Genomic DNA, 15876 nt, shown 5'->3' with positions numbered 1-15876 from the left:
GAGGAACCCGTGACCGTGCCCAGCTCAGACAGCAGCGCCACCCGTGAGTGGCGTGTCTTCCGCGGCGACGGCGTCCTCCGCCCGGGCGAAGCGGCAGAGCTGCCGCCCGCGCCGCCGTGGCGCACCTTCCACGGCGGGCCGCTGCTGCCGCCGCCGTTCCAGGAGGAACTCGAGACGGACCGCAGGCTGGGTGCGTTCGCCCACACCGCGCCCCTGGGGGCAGCGGCGCTGGACGTGGTCAACGCGGCACTGTGTCTGCGTCGGCCTCTCCTCGTCACGGGTCCGCCCGGCTCCGGCAAGTCGACCCTGGCCTACCACATCGCCCATGAACTGCAGCTGGGCCCGGTGCTGTACTGGCCTGTCAGCAGTCGCACCACTCTCCAGCAGGGCCTGTACGCCTACGACGCCATCGGCCGCGTACAGGACACCGCCGTACTGCGGGAGTCCACGAAGTCGGCCGCCACCGCGGCGCGAGCCGGCGATCCCGATCACCTCACCGAGCCGCACTCCATCGGCGACTACATCGTCCTCGGCCCCTTGGGCACCGCGCTCCTCCCTCATGCGCGGCCCCGTGTCCTCCTCGTCGACGAGTTGGACAAGAGCGACTTGGACCTGCCCAACGACCTGTTGAGCGTGTTCGAGGAGGGCGCGTACGTCGTCCCCGAGCTGGTCCGGTCACGCGAGAGGGAGGTGTCGGTGCTCACCGAGGACGGTCACAGCAGGGCGCCGATCACGCAAGGGCGGGTGCTGTGCCGGGAGTTCCCCGTGGTGGTCGTCACCAGCAACGGCGAGCGGGAGTTCTCCCCGGCGTTCCTGCGGCGCTGTCTGCGGCTGGACCTGCCCATCCCGGGTCTCGACGCGCTGGCCACCATGGTGGCGGCCCACTTCTCCACCCAGGTCGCCGAGGAGGCCCGGGACATCATCGCGGCCTTCCATCAGCGCAGCGTCGACCACGGCAGTCTGGCCATCGACCAGTTGCTCAACGCCGTCCATCTCAAGACCCAGGGAAGTCCGCCACCGCGGGACGGTCACTGGGACGAGTTGATGGCCTCGGTCTGGCGACGGCTGAACGACCACTGACCGATACCGTCCGCGCCGGCGCTGACCGCCAGGCAGTCGCGGAGCGTCCTTGATCAACGGATCCATGCAGCCCGGGAGGCACACGGTGGACGAGCAGCAACCCGTGCACCCGGACGGTCTGACGGCCACAGAGATCGCCGAACTCCTGTGGCTGGCGTCGCTGGTGGGGCCCCGGGGAGGCGCGGCACCCGACGGTTCGGACGCCGATGCCCCCGCCCTCCCCGACACCGAACGACCGCCGCCGGCCGAACCCACGGCGCAGGAGGGCCTCCGGGACGGCATACCCGCCCCTCCGCTCTCCGGCCAGGACGACCAGGCGTGGACATCTTCCGACGCCGCCCCTCCCCCAGCATCCCTCCGGGGCGGCATGCCCGCTGACGGGGCCGAGGTCCGGCTTCAAAGGCAGCTCGCCAGGCCTCTCTCCCCGCCACGAGGGCGGGCTCTCGCCGACCCTCTTCTAGTGGAGCGCGCGTTGCGCCCTCTGCGCAGGCGGGGCGGCCCCACCCGGGTGACGCAGGTGCTGGACGAGGAGGCTACAGCCGAGCGCGCCGTCGAAGGCGGCCTGTGGCTGCCGGTGTTGCGCCCCGCGTCCGAGCGTGCCTGGACCGAGGTGGTGCTGGTTGTGGACGACTGCCCTTCCATGGTCCTTTGGCGGGCCAAGGTCCGGGAGTTCACCGAACTACTCTCCCGCCTCGGCGCCTTCGGGTCCGTGCGCACCGTTCAGCTGCTCACCGGCCCCGGTGACGGATCCGGCCCGGACGGCGCGCCCGCCGTGCCCAGGCTTCGCTCACGCTCGCGTGATGTGCACCCCAGTGACCTCGGTTCCCCGGCGCGCAGCAGGCTCATCCTGGTTCTGACCGACGGGCTAGGTCCCGCCTGGCTCGCGGGCACCGTGACTCCCTTGCTGCACCACCTCGGCCGACGGCAGGCGCTGGCCGTCCTGCAGGTGATGCCGTCCGAGCTCTGGCGCCTCACCGGGGTGTCCACCGCTCTGGTGCGTCTGCGCGTGTCCGCCAAGGCCGCGCCTGCGAGCAACGCGGCCTTGCACTGGTCCGACGACGAGCGTCGACCACCCGACCTGCGGGAGTCCGGTGGCTCAGGGCAGACGCACGTCCCGGTGCCGGTGCTGGAGATCGATGGCGGCGGACTGCACATCTGGGCCCGGCTGATGGCGGGCAGAAATGTCAGCGCCACGGATCTGCTGCCGGTGATGGCGGCGACCCGTGAGCCGCCCCTGGCCCCGCCCGCGGGGACCCCTCTTGCCCAAGCCACGGGCGCGGACGTGGTGCGGCGCGCCCGGGGCACCCTGTCACCGGCCGTGTTCCTGCTCGCCGTCCGTCTGGCCTCGGTGCCGCAGCCTCTCCATACCGTGCGGCGGGTGCTGCCGGGCTCCCCGCCGGAGCACCTGGGCGAACTTCTCGCCTTTGGCCTGCTGCGGTACGTACCGGAGCAGGTCGAGGGCACGGCTGAAGCAGACGCGGCTCACTTCCCGTTCGACTTCAAGCCGGGCGTACGGGAAGAGCTGCTCGCCCACGGCACCCTGCAGGAGACCACTCGGGTCGTGCGCGAGGTGATCCACTCGATGCCCGCCGAGCTGTGGAGCGACGGGCAGCGCTTCTTGATCGACACGCTCGACGGACGGGAGCCGCCGGTGCCCGAGATCACCGACGGCAACCGGGAGTCGGTCGCGCTCGCGGCAACAGTGCTGACGGCACTGTCGGGTCCGTATGGCGCCACCGTACGACGCACCCGGGCGGCGCTTCGGCAGGAGGAGGGCTCCGCTGCCCCCGACGAAGGGCCGCAGACCGCGATCTCCCGACCGGGTCACACCGCCGCGGAAGCGGCGGCCCCCAGCCTGGACGTGCCGGAGCCGCCACCCGTGTCCCTCCCTCGGCCCGAGCCCCGTCTCGCGTCCACGATCTGGGGTGCAGTGCCTCCCCGCAACGTGCATTTCATTGGCAGGCAGGACCTGCTGGACACCTTGCACGGCCTACTGGCCCCAGACCGGTCGATGGAGACGGCCCATGTGCTGACGGGCCTGGGCGGCGTGGGCAAGACCCAGCTCGCCGTCGAATACGTCTACCGGCACAGCTCCGAGTACGACCTCGTCTGGTGGATCCGCGCCGAGCGGCCCTCGACGATTCTCTCGGGCTTCCACGACCTGGCCACGGCGCTGGGCCTGCCGCTCGCCCACGAGGCGGCCCCCCACGATGCGGTGTCCACGGTACGGGAGGCGCTGCGCGCCGGTGACCTGCGGCGGAGGTGGCTGTTGGTGTTCGACAACGCCGAGTCCGTCGAGGATGTCCGGCCCTTCCTCCCTCTCGGCGGCCCGGGGGCCGTGCTGGTCACCGCGCGTTCGTCGCAGTGGGCGCATGTCGCACGGGCGCTGGAGGTCCACGTCTTCCACCGAGAGGAGAGCACGGCACTGGTACGCCGCCGCCTCCCCCTCCTCGACGAGCACGAGGCCGACGCACTGGCCGAGACGTTGGGCGACCTCCCTCTCGCCCTGGCGGTGGCAACGGCCTGGTTGGTGGATACCGGGATGCCGACGAGCGAATATCTCGCGCTGTTCCAACGGCGGGTCACGGCGCTCCTCGACGAGACACCCCCGTACGACTACGAACACAGTGTCAACGCGGCATGGAACCTCGCCCTGGACCGGCTGCGGGAGGAGAACCTCACGGCCGTGGAACTCCTCCACACCCTCGCCTGGCTGGCTCCCGAGCCCGTGCCGACGTCGGCGTTCCGCCATCGCGACGGCGACCACGGGCCGGCGGGCGGTCCCCTGGCGGTCTCCCGGGCCGTACGCGCGATCAACCACCATTCGCTGGCCCGAATCGACCACCAGACCGGATCCCTGCAACTGCACCGTCTGCTGCGTATGGTGTTGCGCTCGTCCATGTCGGACGGCGAGCGCGAGACCTCGCTGCGGACGGCCCGCTCACTCGCTGCATCGCTCCCGCCCAGCACCGCCCGAACCGCCCATCTGCTCGCCTGCCGGGCCGTGGAGTCCCGGGACTCCACGGTGCGGTCCGCGCTTCTGGATCAGTTGCGGTGGCTGGCTGCGAAGGGCTTGACGCATGACGAGTACCGCTTGGCCGGAGCGGTGCACGAGGAATGGTCGCGCACGGACACGACGACTCCAGCCGAACTGACCGAGCTGGCCCGCCACCTTCCGTTCCCACCCTGATCGACAACTGGCCCGCCCGGAAGACTCCGTCCGAGCGATCTTCCGGCGCGGCATGACCGGTCCGTGACCACTCCGCGGGAAGAATCGGCCGCGGGCCCGGTAGCCGAGTCCGAGGCTGGGCGCTCCGACGCAGGTCAGAACGATTTTGCCCGAGAGGGCAGGAGTGGGGCGGGTGGGACTCGAACCCATTCAAGTGATGCCTCTCACCTGCACTTTTCTTGGGGAAGGGGACATACCGGCCTGTTTCAGTTCTGCTGCATCCTGCTCGATCCGGCTCCAGCGCATGCGGTGCAGCGTTCGCTGCACCGCATGATCAGTGACGCGAGACCGTTCAGCAGAGCCCCGTACCGCCTACGACTCGCTTCGGCCGGCACAGGGAGAACGCACGCGCCTTCCCCGACACTCGGAGCACCCGACCGATTCACCGTCACGCGCACCGACGGGGCAAATTGTCACATTCAGTGACGGCTATCAGCTGCACCTCGCCCCCGCGTGTCCGGTATCAGGAGCCCGCCGCTGTGCCGAGGAGATCGTTGATCTCCTCGCCTCCCCGAGCCAGGCCTCCATACCCCGTCCATCGGCGAGGTGCGGCCCCCGCTCACGCAGCGGGGCTGCACCGTTGCGCCAGTCATTGGCCTGGGCTTTCCGCAGAACGCCGTGAAGGCCATAGTCCTCCCGGACGCCGAAGGGCGGGTGTTGTTCTGCAGCCCGGTCCGGCCGGGCAGCCGCGCGGACATCGCCCAGACCCGACCGCACTGGTCCAGCTCATGGTTCGACGGCCCGTTCATGGCGATCCTCGCGGATGCCAGCACAGCGAAGGGCCCGTGCTCACCAAGGCGCGAGGTGAGCACGGGCCCGTTCAGGAGCCGGACCGTGTGAGCGGTCAGACGGTCGTCTTCACCGACTCCTGGTCATCGTCGTCGCCCCCGGCGCTCCCGCCCGCGTTCCGGGCGCGGACGAACTCCAGGAACGTGTTGAGTTCGCGCTTGACGACGGGGGCGAGCAGGTACAGGCCGATGATGTTGATGACGGCCAGTGAGAAGAGGACCGCGTCGGCCAGGTCGATCAGAGTCTGCAGCGTCAGCAGCGACCCGGCGATGGCGAATACGGTATAGACGACCTTGTACGTGATCTCGCTGACCCGGCTGCGGCCGAAGAGGTACGTCCACGCCTTGAGGCCGTAGTAGCCCCAGGTCAGCACCGTGGAGATGGCGAACAGCAGCACCGCGACGGTGAGGATGTACGGGAACCAGGGCAGGACCGTCTCGAAGGCGTCCGAGGTGATCGTGACACCGCCGATGTCCTCGCCCGCGCGGGCCTCGCCCCAGCTGGCCGGGTTGGCGATGACGATGGTCAGCGCGGTCATCGTGCAGATGACGACCGTGTCGATGAACGGCTCCAGCAGCGCGACCAGACCCTCACTGGCGGGGTGCTTGGTCTTGACCGCGGAGTGGGCGATCGGGGCGGAGCCGAGACCGGCCTCGTTGGAGAACGCGGCCCGCTTGAAGCCGATGATCAGCGCGCCGAGGACACCGCCGGCGACCCCTTCGGGGTTGAAGGCGCCCTCGACGATCGACACCACGGCGTCCGGGACGGCGGTGACGTTGACCAGGATCACGACCAGGCACGCGACGATGTAGATGCCCGCCATGGCCGGTACGAGCCTGCTGGTGACGTTGGCGATGGAGCGGATGCCGCCGAGGAGCACGATGCCGACGACGGCGGCGATCAGGATGCCGAAGAACAGGGCACCGGCCGAGGAGCCGAGCGCGCCGTCCTCGCCGCCGGTGACCGAGACCAGCTGGGCGTAGGACTGGTTGACCTGGAAGAGGTTGCCGCCGAAGAGGCCGAAGAACAGGATCATGAACGAGGCGAGGACCGCCAGGACCTTGCCGAGCGTCCTGCCGTTCTTCCCGAAGCGCTCGGCGAGGCCCTTGGGGAGGTAGTGCATGGGGCCACCGGACACGGTGCCGTCGGCGTGCACGTCGCGGTACTTCACGCCGAGCGTGACCTCGACGAACTTGGTGGCCATGCCGAGCAGGCCGCACAGGATCATCCAGAACGTGGCACCGGGACCGCCGATGGACACGGCGACGGCGACACCGGCGATGTTGCCGAGACCGACGGTGCCGGAGACCGCCGCGGTCAGTGCCTGGAAGTGGTTGACCTCACCGGCCGACCCCTTCTCGTCGTACTTCCCCCGCACCACGTCGACGGCGAGTCTGAACTTGCGGAGCTGGATGAACCCGAACCAGCCGGTGAAGACCAGACCGGCGACGACCAGCCAGGCGACGATGAGGGGCAGGTCGGTTCCGCCCACGGGGACGGCGTAAAAGACCACCTCCCCCAGCCACTTGGCTATGGGCTCGAAGAATCCGCTGACTGCTTCGTCGACGGACTGGGTGACGGAGTCGAGTGACACGTGGCTACCTCGGTGACGCAGGTGTGGCGGGCGGGGAGCCGCCTGGGTGAGCGGTCTCTGGGCGAACGTCGTTGTCCGATGAGCGAACCCGGGCCATACGGTGCGGTTTCGGAACGTGATCAGCCCGGGCGTAGTGGGGATGCAGGCCAACCCCGCAGATCGCGGTGGCCGACCGAGTCACCTGCGGAGTTGCGCTGTTCTACCACGTCTTTGCCGAACCTTTAGTGATGTATCTCACGTTACGGTTCGTGACCGGCAAGAATCCCAGCACGTGAGACCGGACCGTTATCCGGCCCCGGGAAGCGTGTCGTCTGCACCTATGCGGGGCGGACCGGGTGGCCGACGGGCGGATGTCTGCTGTGTCGACGAGGGCGTTCTGGAGCGTGCACAGCATTCTTGGGCGGACCAGTCCAGGAGCCGGGCGTCGATGGTGGCGCTCTGCAGCATGTAGGCCGGCGCGCGCCGGGCACAGGTGTGTGGCGGTGGGTGTGATGGCGAGATCGTCCGCTTCTTCTGCGAGGACCTGACGCGGCGATGGGCGTCGGCTGTGTTCCAGGAAGCGTTGATCGTTACCCGACGTGGTCGCGAGGCCGGCGCCGGCACCGGTCAGCCCCTGTCGTAATCCGCGAGACCATCACCGAGGAGCCGTCGAGTCGGCCGATGATCACCGCTCCCTGTCCTCCTGCGGCGGGAGTTCTTCCAGTGGCGTGCCGTCCCGGGCGAGGAGGTCGGCGAGTTGATCCTGGATCAGCAGGTTGCGGTCCAGCGCGTGGGTGCAGGTCCTGCCAACTGGACGTCCACGAGTTCGACCGCGCCGTCGCCGCCATCGGCACCGACCTGGAGGCGAGCATCCTGACCGCCTCGCTGCTGATCTCCTTCGGCATACAGGACGTCTGGGCGAAAGCGATCAGCGAAGCCCATGGCCGCACCCTCACCCAGCTCGGCGTCCGCCATGTCGTCTACCCCGAACACGACATGGGCCAGCGCGTCGCCCACCTGGTACGAGGCCGCACGCTGACTACATCGAGTTCGAGGACGACTTCGCCATGGTCAAAACCAAGCCGCCCGCCGACATCGTCGTCGGAGCCGACGACACCATCATCGTCGCCGAACGCACCCGGGAGACCGAACGCTTCAGCGAGCTGTGACAACCCAGGAACGACGTACCGAAGTCGAGAGGTAAGTGCTCATTGATCAGCAAATGCCGTCAGCGAGGTGGTTGTTGAGGCGACAGACCGGCGGAGGGCACGCCATCGGCCTTGGCCGCGTCCGCGACGGCCGCAGCAGCTGCTTCCGTGGCCCGAGCGGTGTCGTCCGCGGCCTGCGAGGCACTGTCGGCGGCAGGCTTCTCACGCGTGGCCGGCGACTGAGGCAGGTCCTCGGTGAAGGCTTTGGACACACCCTGTAGAGCGGCGGTGATCTCACTGGGGATCACCCAGAAGTTGTTACCGGAGCCTTCGGCGAGTTGCGGCAGCGTCTGGATGTACTGATAGGCAAGCAGCTTCGGGTCGGGATCGTTGCGGTGTACGGCCTGGAACACCTCGTCGATGGCCCGGGACTGCCCCTCGGCCTTCAGAATCTCGGCGGTCCGGTTGCCCTCCGCGCGCAGAACAGCGGCCTGCTTGTCGCCCTCGGCGGTGAGAATCTGCGACTGACGCTGGCCCTCGGCGCCGAGGATAGCGGCCCGCTTGTCCCGCTCGGCCCGCATCTGCTTCTGCATCGCGTCCTTGATCGTCTGCGGAGGGTCGATGGCCTTGATCTCCACCCGGTTCACCCGCAGCCCCCACTTGCCCGTGGCCTCATCCAGTACACCGCGGAGCTGGCTGTTGATCGTGTCCCGTGAGGTGAGGGTCTTCTCCAGGTCCATGGACCCCACGACATTGCGCAAGGTGGTGACCGTCAGCTGCTCGACCGCCTGAAGAAAGCTCGCGATCTCGTAGAAGGCGGCCCGCGGGTCGGTGACCTGGAAGTAAAGGACGGTGTCGATCTCGACGACCAGGTTGTCCTCGGTGATGACCGGCTGTGGTTTGAAGGAGACGACCTGTTCCCGCAGATCGATCACGGGGTAAACACGGTCGATGTACGGGATGACGAGGTTGAGACCGGGATTCAGGGTGCGGTGGTAGCGCCCGAGTCGTTCGACGTTACGAGCCCGCGCCTGCGGGACAATGCGCACCGCCCGCACAACCGTGAAGACCGCGATCAGCGCGACGATCAGGCCGGCGATGAGAAATGCAGAGATTTCCATGGTTTTCAGTCCCGGGGGTAGACAAACGCGGTAGCACCACTGATCTCTATGACATCGACGGTCTTCCCGAGAGGGATCACCAACGTCTCGTCATAAGCGCGGGCCGTCCACTCCTCACCGTCGATACGAACCCTTCCATCCCGGCCCGACACCTCCGCAACCACGTATGCAGCCCTGCCGACCAGTGCGTCTATACCAAAACGCGCCCCTTGAGGCTGCCGAACACGGCGCAACGCGAGGGGGCGTACGAACAGCACGGCGACGGCTGCGACGGTGGCAAACACCAGTAGCTGGAAGGGCAGCGGCAGCCCGATTGCGGCGGACCCCGCCGTGATCAACGCGGCGGCACTCAACATTCCCAGCGCAGCAGTAAGAGTGAAGATCTCCGCCACAGCCAGCACGGCGGCGATGATCAACCAGATCAGCCAAAGATCCATGACACACCTCTTACGACCGATGCGCGCGTGCAGGGCCCGGTCTCGCCATTGTAGGGGGCGGCTGCAATTGTCCAGCACTGCTTATTCGCTCATGAAGCGGATGACGCGATAGGCGCAGTGGTGCGGACATGGGCAAGGGAGCGGGATACCTTGCGTTCACTTTCGGCCTACCATGACGAGGGCCGTGGTACTTGCGGGGGCTGGCCCGCCAACTAGCCTGACCAGCATTATCCCTTCTCCGGCCAGTCCAGCAGCCGCGCCCCGATCACCGATGTCTGCAGGATGTAGCGGTGCACCGGGTCGGACGGATCCGCACCGGTCAGCGTGTGTACTCGCTCCAGGCGGTAGGTGAGGGCGCGCACACTCAGCGACATCCTGCGGGCTGCCTCCGCCGCTACGCAGCCGGAATCGAAGTACACGGTGAGCGTGTCGATGAGCGGCTGCGCGCCTCCGCGCGCCTGGCGCAACGGACCCAGCGTGCTGCGCACCAGGTCGGCCATGGCCTGCCGGTCGCGGGTGAGGACCGGGTAGACGAGGAGGTCGGCGGCGCGCAGTACGGGGCCGTCGAGGTCAAGGCGTTCGGCCAGGTCGAGAGCGTTCAGAGCCTCCTCGTAGGACTGGACTACGCCGGCCGCGCCGGGCTGAGGTCGGCCGATCGCCACCCGCCCGCCGCCGGTAGCGGCGAACGCCTGCTTGGCGAAGTAGGTCAGGACCTCGTCCTGGTCGCCAGGGGCGATGCACACGAGCCGGCCATCCTTCGTGGTCAACAGGATGCTCCGGTCACCGAACCGGCCGATCAAGGCGCGTTCCACCTCCTGCGCAACCGCGTCCCCCTCGTCGTAAGCGACACCGCCGCTGGCCACAGCAACAGCATGCTCGTAGGACAACCGCAGTCCGTAGCGTTCCGCGCGCTGGGCCAACCGCCCCAGGTCACTTCGCCCGTAAAGCAGATCGTCGATGAACTCCCGACGAGCGGCCTCCTCCTGGCGTACGGCTCGCCGCTGGGCGCGTTCGTGTCCCTCGGCGAACGCGTCGATGGCTTGCGCCGCGGCGGACAGCACGGCGTCGGCGGTGACTCCCGCATCGATGAGCCAGTTGGTCCGGGTGGCAGCCAGATGGGCGGCGACTGCGGGGCGCAGTCCCATGCCGGCTTCAGCGGCCCGCTCACCCAGTGCCCGACGGGAGTCGAGTTCCTCACGGGTCAGACGACGCCCGGTCGCGGAGGCGTCCGCGATGATCCGAGCGTATCCGTCCACATACAAGTCGTGTTCATTACTCATGTCCCGGCCCCGTCGTCTACCCGCTGCACTGCGTACGTCGTTGCCGTAGTTGTAGTCCACCGATTGCGCGGCAGCCTCGGCGGGGCCGGGACCGACGCCGCGCGCTACGCGACCCGTGAAAGGCACTCTTCGCGTATCCGCCCTGGCAATGCAGAGTGCCGTGTCAACGCTCCCTCAAATCTGACCCCTTGCGGGTCTCGGAAAATTGACCCCCCTGAGGTCGGTTCAGTCCCGGTTTGCGCGGTTCTCTTGGGCGAGGAGTTCGCGCCGTTGGCGGGTCCGATACGAATCGCCGGTCAGCGTGAGAACCTCCGCGTGATGGACCAGACGGTCAATCATCGCGGCGGCCACGACGTCATCGGAAAACGTCTCTCCCCAGCGTCCGAAGGGCAAGTTTGAGGTGACCATCACCGATCCCTGTTCGTAACGGGACGCGATGAGTTGGAAGAACAGATTCGCGGCATCCTGGTCGAACGGGATGTAGCCGACCTCATCGATAATTATCAGCTTGTAGCGGCGAATCTTCTTCAGCTCGGCTTCCAGACGGCCGGCCTGGTGGGCCTCGCTGAGACGGGTAATCCAGTTGCTCGCGGTGTCGAACAGAACCGAGTAGCCTGAGTGGGCCGCCTTGACTCCGAGCCCGATGGCCAGATGCGTTTTCCCAAGTCCCGGTGGACCGAGGAGAATTACGTTCTCTGCCTTCGCGACGAACGTGCCGGTCGCCAGATGTGCGAGAACATCACGCCGTAGCGAGGGCATGTGGTCGAGGTTGAAGTCCTCCAGTGTTTTGACTTGCGGGAAGTGAGCGGTGCGGATCCGCATCACGGTGCCCTTCGATTCCCGGTCGGCGACCTGCCGTTGCAGCAGGGCCGCAAAGCACTCCTCGTGGGACCAGTTCTCGTCCCTTGCCTGAGCGGCGAGGTCTTCCCAGACGGCGGCCATCGTCGGCATCTTCAACGCCCGTGTGAGATAGGCGATCATCGACGGAAGTCCGTCCTTGTGGCCCGAACTATCCATGGTGACAGTGCTCATTCATTGCTCGCTTTCGTGGGCGTGGGGTCGAAATCAACACCGAAAAGGGCGTCGTAGTCGGGCAGGGCCCGCAGCGTGACCGCGTGGCCGTCGGGGTGATGGCGGGTGGCGGCCTCGCGCTGGCGGCGGTCCAGGGCGAGGGCCTGGCGCATCCGGGCGGCGGTGGCCACGTGGGCGGGGTCGGCGACCACGGCCTGCTTGGCCCAGGACCGCTGGTGACGTGCGACAACCTGGCCGTCGCAGAACACCGTCACCGTCTCGTGCGACGCGACCACGTCGACGAACCGGCCGATCACCTGCGGGTCCACGGAGTAGTCGACGGTGTCGACGCGGACGTAATAGTCACGGGCCAGACGGATCCGGCTATTCAGTCCGATCGGCGGGTCCATCGGCGGCAGCGGGAGCATCGACAGATAGTCGGTCTCCAGCAGATCCACCGGCCGGCCCTGAATTGAGCGGACCGTGCGGGAATTGGCCCGCACCAGCCATTCAGCCAGCTGGCCGTTGAAGTCTGCCGGTGAGGCAAAGTGCCGACCGGGGAGGAACGAGGTCTCCAGGAAAAGATTGTTTCGCTCGACCATTCCCTTGTATTCCGGGTCGCGCGGTGGTGCGAGCTGTATCCGGGTCGCCAACGTTCCGGCGAATGCCGCCGCCGACGCGGTCACCCGCCCCGTGCCGCCGATAGCGGATTCCCGGTCCCAGACCAGCGTCTTGGTGACCCGGCCGATCGCGCTGATCAGCGACCACATGCCCGAAAGGATGTCGCCGCCCTGCCGGGTCGGAATCATCGCCGCAGACAAGTACCTTGAGAATCCCAGGGTCATGACCAACACCGGCAGGATCCGCTCCTGCCCGGCACCAACGGGAATCTTTGGCTCGGGAAACCACAGATCGCACTGCGTGATCTCGCCGGGCTCGTAGTGGAACCGGTCCACCGGGTCAATCCCCACGTATTCCGGCCGGAGCAGAGCCAGTCGCTTCTTCAACGGCGACATCGAGTGCGGCCACCTGATCCGCTCCGCAATGACCGGGGCCGGCATCCGAGGCCATTCCTTCAGCAAGGCCCGGATCTGTGGTTCATAACCATCCGCCACTGAACCCCGCGGTGCCCGCTCGTATTTGGGCGGTCGGTCCGAGGACAACGCGGCCCGCACCGTATTTCGGGCCACCCCCAACCGCCGCGCGATTTCCTTGATGGGCACGCCCTCCGCTCGATGCAGACGACGTATCTCGGCCCAGTCCTCCACCTTTAGCACCCTCCATGATCAACAAGGGGGGTCAACTTTCGGAAGACTCCTGGGGGTCAGTCTTCAGGAACCCGCGACATGCCGGCACGCGTGGCCGAGGCGGCAACCGGGGCCGAACCCATAGATTGCCCATGGCTGTCCGAACAGGCTTGTCCGCCGCAGCCGGTCGCGTCCTGACGTGGCTGGTTCTTGATCCCAACGCACTCTTCGGCGCCCTGGAGGAGCCGTGCATGTCGGTGCGGGAACCCCATGCGGCGGCTGCCTTGGCACCGCTGGAGACCGAGCTGGCGGTGATGACAACGATGCGCCGGGCCCCATGAAGGAGACAGGGCTCACCGCAGCGGTGCAAGGCCTGGCCCCACTGGACCGCGTCCATGCCATCGCGGTCTGCCGCGATCATGCTGCTGGACGAACACGGCCGCACCCGGCCCTGGAACAGCTCGAATCCGATGTCGTGCGGGATGAGCAGATGGGCTACCTCAGGCCCTACCGGATCACCTGAGCGCACGGGCCGCTGTTGCACACCGGAGAGCGGCATCCACTGCGGATCCACCAGATCCCACTTCTAGGAGAATCGGTCCGTGCTTGCTGTCGCCAGACGTTCGAGCTGGAACGAACGGGCGGTCCGGATGGGACTCTGGGGAGGTGCCAAGAAAGCCGACACGGGAGGCGGGCACTGCAGGGCGCCGCTTCCCGAGACGCCGGCCCGGACCGACGCTCACGAGCATGGCGGCCACGTCACCACGTGACGGCTATGCAGCACGCTGGGCCATCAAGCCGCCTCGCAGCGCAGGCGGTCCTGCCGGCGCGGCTTCTCCCAGTGCCCGCTGAACTCACCGTCCTCGGGGGCTGGCGTACCAGGCCGCGGGGGACGGTGCCCCGGGCACGGAGGTGGGGGCGTGCCCAGGGCACCCGGGAAGCTGCCTGCCGCGGCGGGGACCACGGGGGCAGCCTGGCTGTATCAGAACGGCCAGCATAGAGCTCGACTGTGTGCGGCAGGGCCGGGACTTTCGATCTTCCGGGGCGAACATTGCCTGTAGCGCTGTTCACAGCAGGTGGCCGGGCCAGGGGAGAATGAGCGCGTGACCGACGGCATGCCCTGCCTCGGTGACGCTGTGGCGCACGTCCTGGCCGCTCTCAACGACAGCACGCTCGAGGACGTGGAGCGGACACGGATCGTCGCCCGCGGCCCCGCCCACCTCGCCACGCGCCCCGCGCACCAGCCGGTCGCCGGGACACACCCGACGACGTCATGCACCTCGCCTGCCACAAATTCGCCCTGCTGCTCGCAGATCAGGCCCAGGCCGCACTCCGGGAAGTCGGTACCGCCCATGGATGACCCGAACCCGCACAGCACCGCATCCGGCGCAGGCGCGACGATGCGGCTCACGCCCGTCCCCCGCCACCCACGCAACGTCGGCGCGGCGCCGCACCCCGGCCTGGAACCGATCTTCACCGAACTCGGACGGACGTGGGAGGCTAACGGCCGCCTCGTCCCCGGCCAGCACGACGAAGGATGGCCCCGCGCCTGCCGACCCGCCTGGCCAGGACACTGACGGCACCTCGTGTCGAAGCCCTGCCCGCAATCCCGCGGTCAGCGACCGGACCGGCTGGGAAGAACTGCTTCGACCTCCCCAGGTGTCACAGCCCTTCCCGGCCGAGGCGAGCAACTACCCGGACATACCGGTCCCATGCCATTCTCCGGACCTCAACTCCATCCTCCTCGCCGACGTCACCGCTGGCGTCCAGCGGACCGCAGCGGTGTGTCAGCGCTCCTGCGGGTGAGACTCCGTGTCCCACGAAGCCACCGGTCGTTACTCGTCGTGGTGACGCGTGCTTTTTCGCCCCCACGGGGACGCACGCGGGGGCCCTGGGTGACCGCGCCCGGTACCAGGGCCCCACCTCACCTGACGGCACCCGCGAGACTCACGTTCTGGGACTCTGGAGGCCAAGGAAGCCGACGCGGCGATGCGGGCAGGACCGCTGCCCACAGACGCCGGCCCGAACATGCACCATTGCGACACGACGTGCCGTACCCGCCACTGGCGCCGCCTTCAGCAACACAACGAGATCTACCAGCGAGCCGTGGAAGAGAGCCTGGATTTCCTCAGGAGCGGCATGCTGTGAGCCCCAGGGCCGCTGTCCGGTGTGCCGGTCTCGATCCGCGAGCAAATCGACTCGGGTGCTCCCCGAAATACCTCCCAGAAGTCGTGCCAGAACCCGTTCTCGTGCATCAAGCCGCCGGGGAGACTGACGCGCCGTGTCCGGCCGGGGAGGAGAGGTCGGCGACCCCGGCCGGACACGTCACACGGCTGTGCAGGCGTGCGGGGCCGACACAAGCCGTCTCCGTCACGCTAGACCGCCTGCCCCGCGCCCGCTCGTACACAGAGCCGTTCAGGGAGCGAGCGCAGCCCGGGTGTCATGCCGCACCGAAGTCGTGGGCGGGACCCTGGCGCCATTCCACCCACTGCGGCTGATCGAGGACACTTTCCGGGTCGGCGATGCCGGCGTCCTCTAGGAACACCACCAGGTCGTGGTCGCTATAGGCGGTGCCGAGGATCTCGTCGCGTCCGTAACGGTGCACGGTGACTGTCCGGCCTCCCGACAGGGAGGGCCGGTGCACGACGATGGGCGCGCTGGTCACCCTTCCAGCGTGCCGCTTCGGGCACCGTGACGCGAGCGAAGCCGGAACGTGGCCACGGTTCTCTGGGGTCAGCGACTGGAGACATTGATACCGGCGGCGAGCTGCCCCACGACGTACGCAGGCCCTGCCCGAACGCAGTCGGCGCGACGAGGATGCCGAAGACCAAGACGATCAGCAGGGTCAGCTTCTCGTCGTTGGGGTGGGGGGCGCGGGCGGGCCGCGCCGCCCCCCCACACGGGTGTAGGAGCCCACCACCCCCCCCAATAAAGGGTAGAAAACCCCCCACCAAACACAAA

Annotated in this window: 9 protein-coding genes and 1 pseudogene; 3 read left to right on the top strand and 7 right to left on the bottom strand. The window is 68.0% G+C overall.

Translation table 11 applies throughout. The features are described 5' to 3' along the window. Positions 1-15: 15 nt before the first annotated feature. Entirely contained in the window at positions 16-1080 is a 1065-nt protein-coding gene (locus ACFC1X_RS06730; RefSeq protein ID WP_376349368.1) for an AAA family ATPase, read from the top strand. Positions 1081-1165: 85 nt separating this feature from the next. Further along, positions 1166-4270 carry an FxSxx-COOH system tetratricopeptide repeat protein gene (gene fxsT, locus ACFC1X_RS06725; protein WP_376349366.1) on the top strand — a complete coding sequence of 1035 codons (3105 nt, stop codon included), beginning with the start codon at positions 1166-1168 and terminating at the stop codon, positions 4268-4270. Positions 4271-5153: 883 nt separating this feature from the next. Here fxsT and ACFC1X_RS06720 read toward each other — a convergent pair. After that, positions 5154-6692 (bottom strand): alanine/glycine:cation symporter family protein, encoded by a 1539-nt coding sequence (locus ACFC1X_RS06720; protein ID WP_376349364.1) that lies wholly within the window; start codon positions 6690-6692, stop codon positions 5154-5156. 534 nt (positions 6693-7226) lie between these two features. Here ACFC1X_RS06720 and ACFC1X_RS06715 point away from each other — a divergent pair. Continuing rightward, positions 7227-7598 (top strand): annotated as a pseudogene (locus ACFC1X_RS06715) (hypothetical protein); the annotation flags it as partial. Positions 7599-7899: 301 nt separating this feature from the next. Here ACFC1X_RS06715 and ACFC1X_RS06710 read toward each other — a convergent pair. The 6 genes from ACFC1X_RS06710 to ACFC1X_RS06685 all read right to left on the bottom strand — a co-directional run bounded on the left by ACFC1X_RS06710 (position 7900) and on the right by ACFC1X_RS06685 (position 15580). Next, positions 7900-8940 (bottom strand): SPFH domain-containing protein, encoded by a 1041-nt coding sequence (locus ACFC1X_RS06710; protein WP_376349362.1) that lies wholly within the window; start codon positions 8938-8940, stop codon positions 7900-7902. 5 nt (positions 8941-8945) lie between these two features. Further along, complete coding sequence (locus ACFC1X_RS06705; protein ID WP_376349360.1) at positions 8946-9377, bottom strand: NfeD family protein; 432 nt, start codon at positions 9375-9377, stop codon at positions 8946-8948. Positions 9378-9604: 227 nt separating this feature from the next. After that, the gene (locus ACFC1X_RS06700; protein WP_376349790.1) at positions 9605-10657 is read right to left on the bottom strand and encodes a PucR family transcriptional regulator; all 1053 of its coding nucleotides are present in this window, start codon (positions 10655-10657) and stop codon (positions 9605-9607) included. Between the two features lie 225 nt (positions 10658-10882). Beyond that, positions 10883-11689 carry an IS21-like element helper ATPase IstB gene (gene istB / locus ACFC1X_RS06695; RefSeq protein ID WP_376349358.1) on the bottom strand — a complete coding sequence of 269 codons (807 nt, stop codon included), beginning with the start codon at positions 11687-11689 and terminating at the stop codon, positions 10883-10885. Next, positions 11686-12945 (bottom strand): IS21 family transposase, encoded by a 1260-nt coding sequence (istA, locus tag ACFC1X_RS06690; RefSeq protein ID WP_376349356.1) that lies wholly within the window; start codon positions 12943-12945, stop codon positions 11686-11688. Before istA ends, istB begins: the two co-directional genes overlap by 4 nt. Positions 12946-15355: 2410 nt before the next feature. Next, positions 15356-15580 (bottom strand): hypothetical protein, encoded by a 225-nt coding sequence (locus tag ACFC1X_RS06685; RefSeq protein ID WP_376349354.1) that lies wholly within the window; start codon positions 15578-15580, stop codon positions 15356-15358. Between the last annotated feature and the right edge of the window lie 296 nt (positions 15581-15876).

Source organism: Streptomyces sp. NPDC056128 (genome assembly GCF_042263835.1).
In the GTDB taxonomy this organism is placed as follows: Bacteria; Actinomycetota; Actinomycetes; order Streptomycetales; family Streptomycetaceae; genus Streptomyces.
This window is presented reverse-complemented; position numbering and strand designations above follow the sequence as displayed.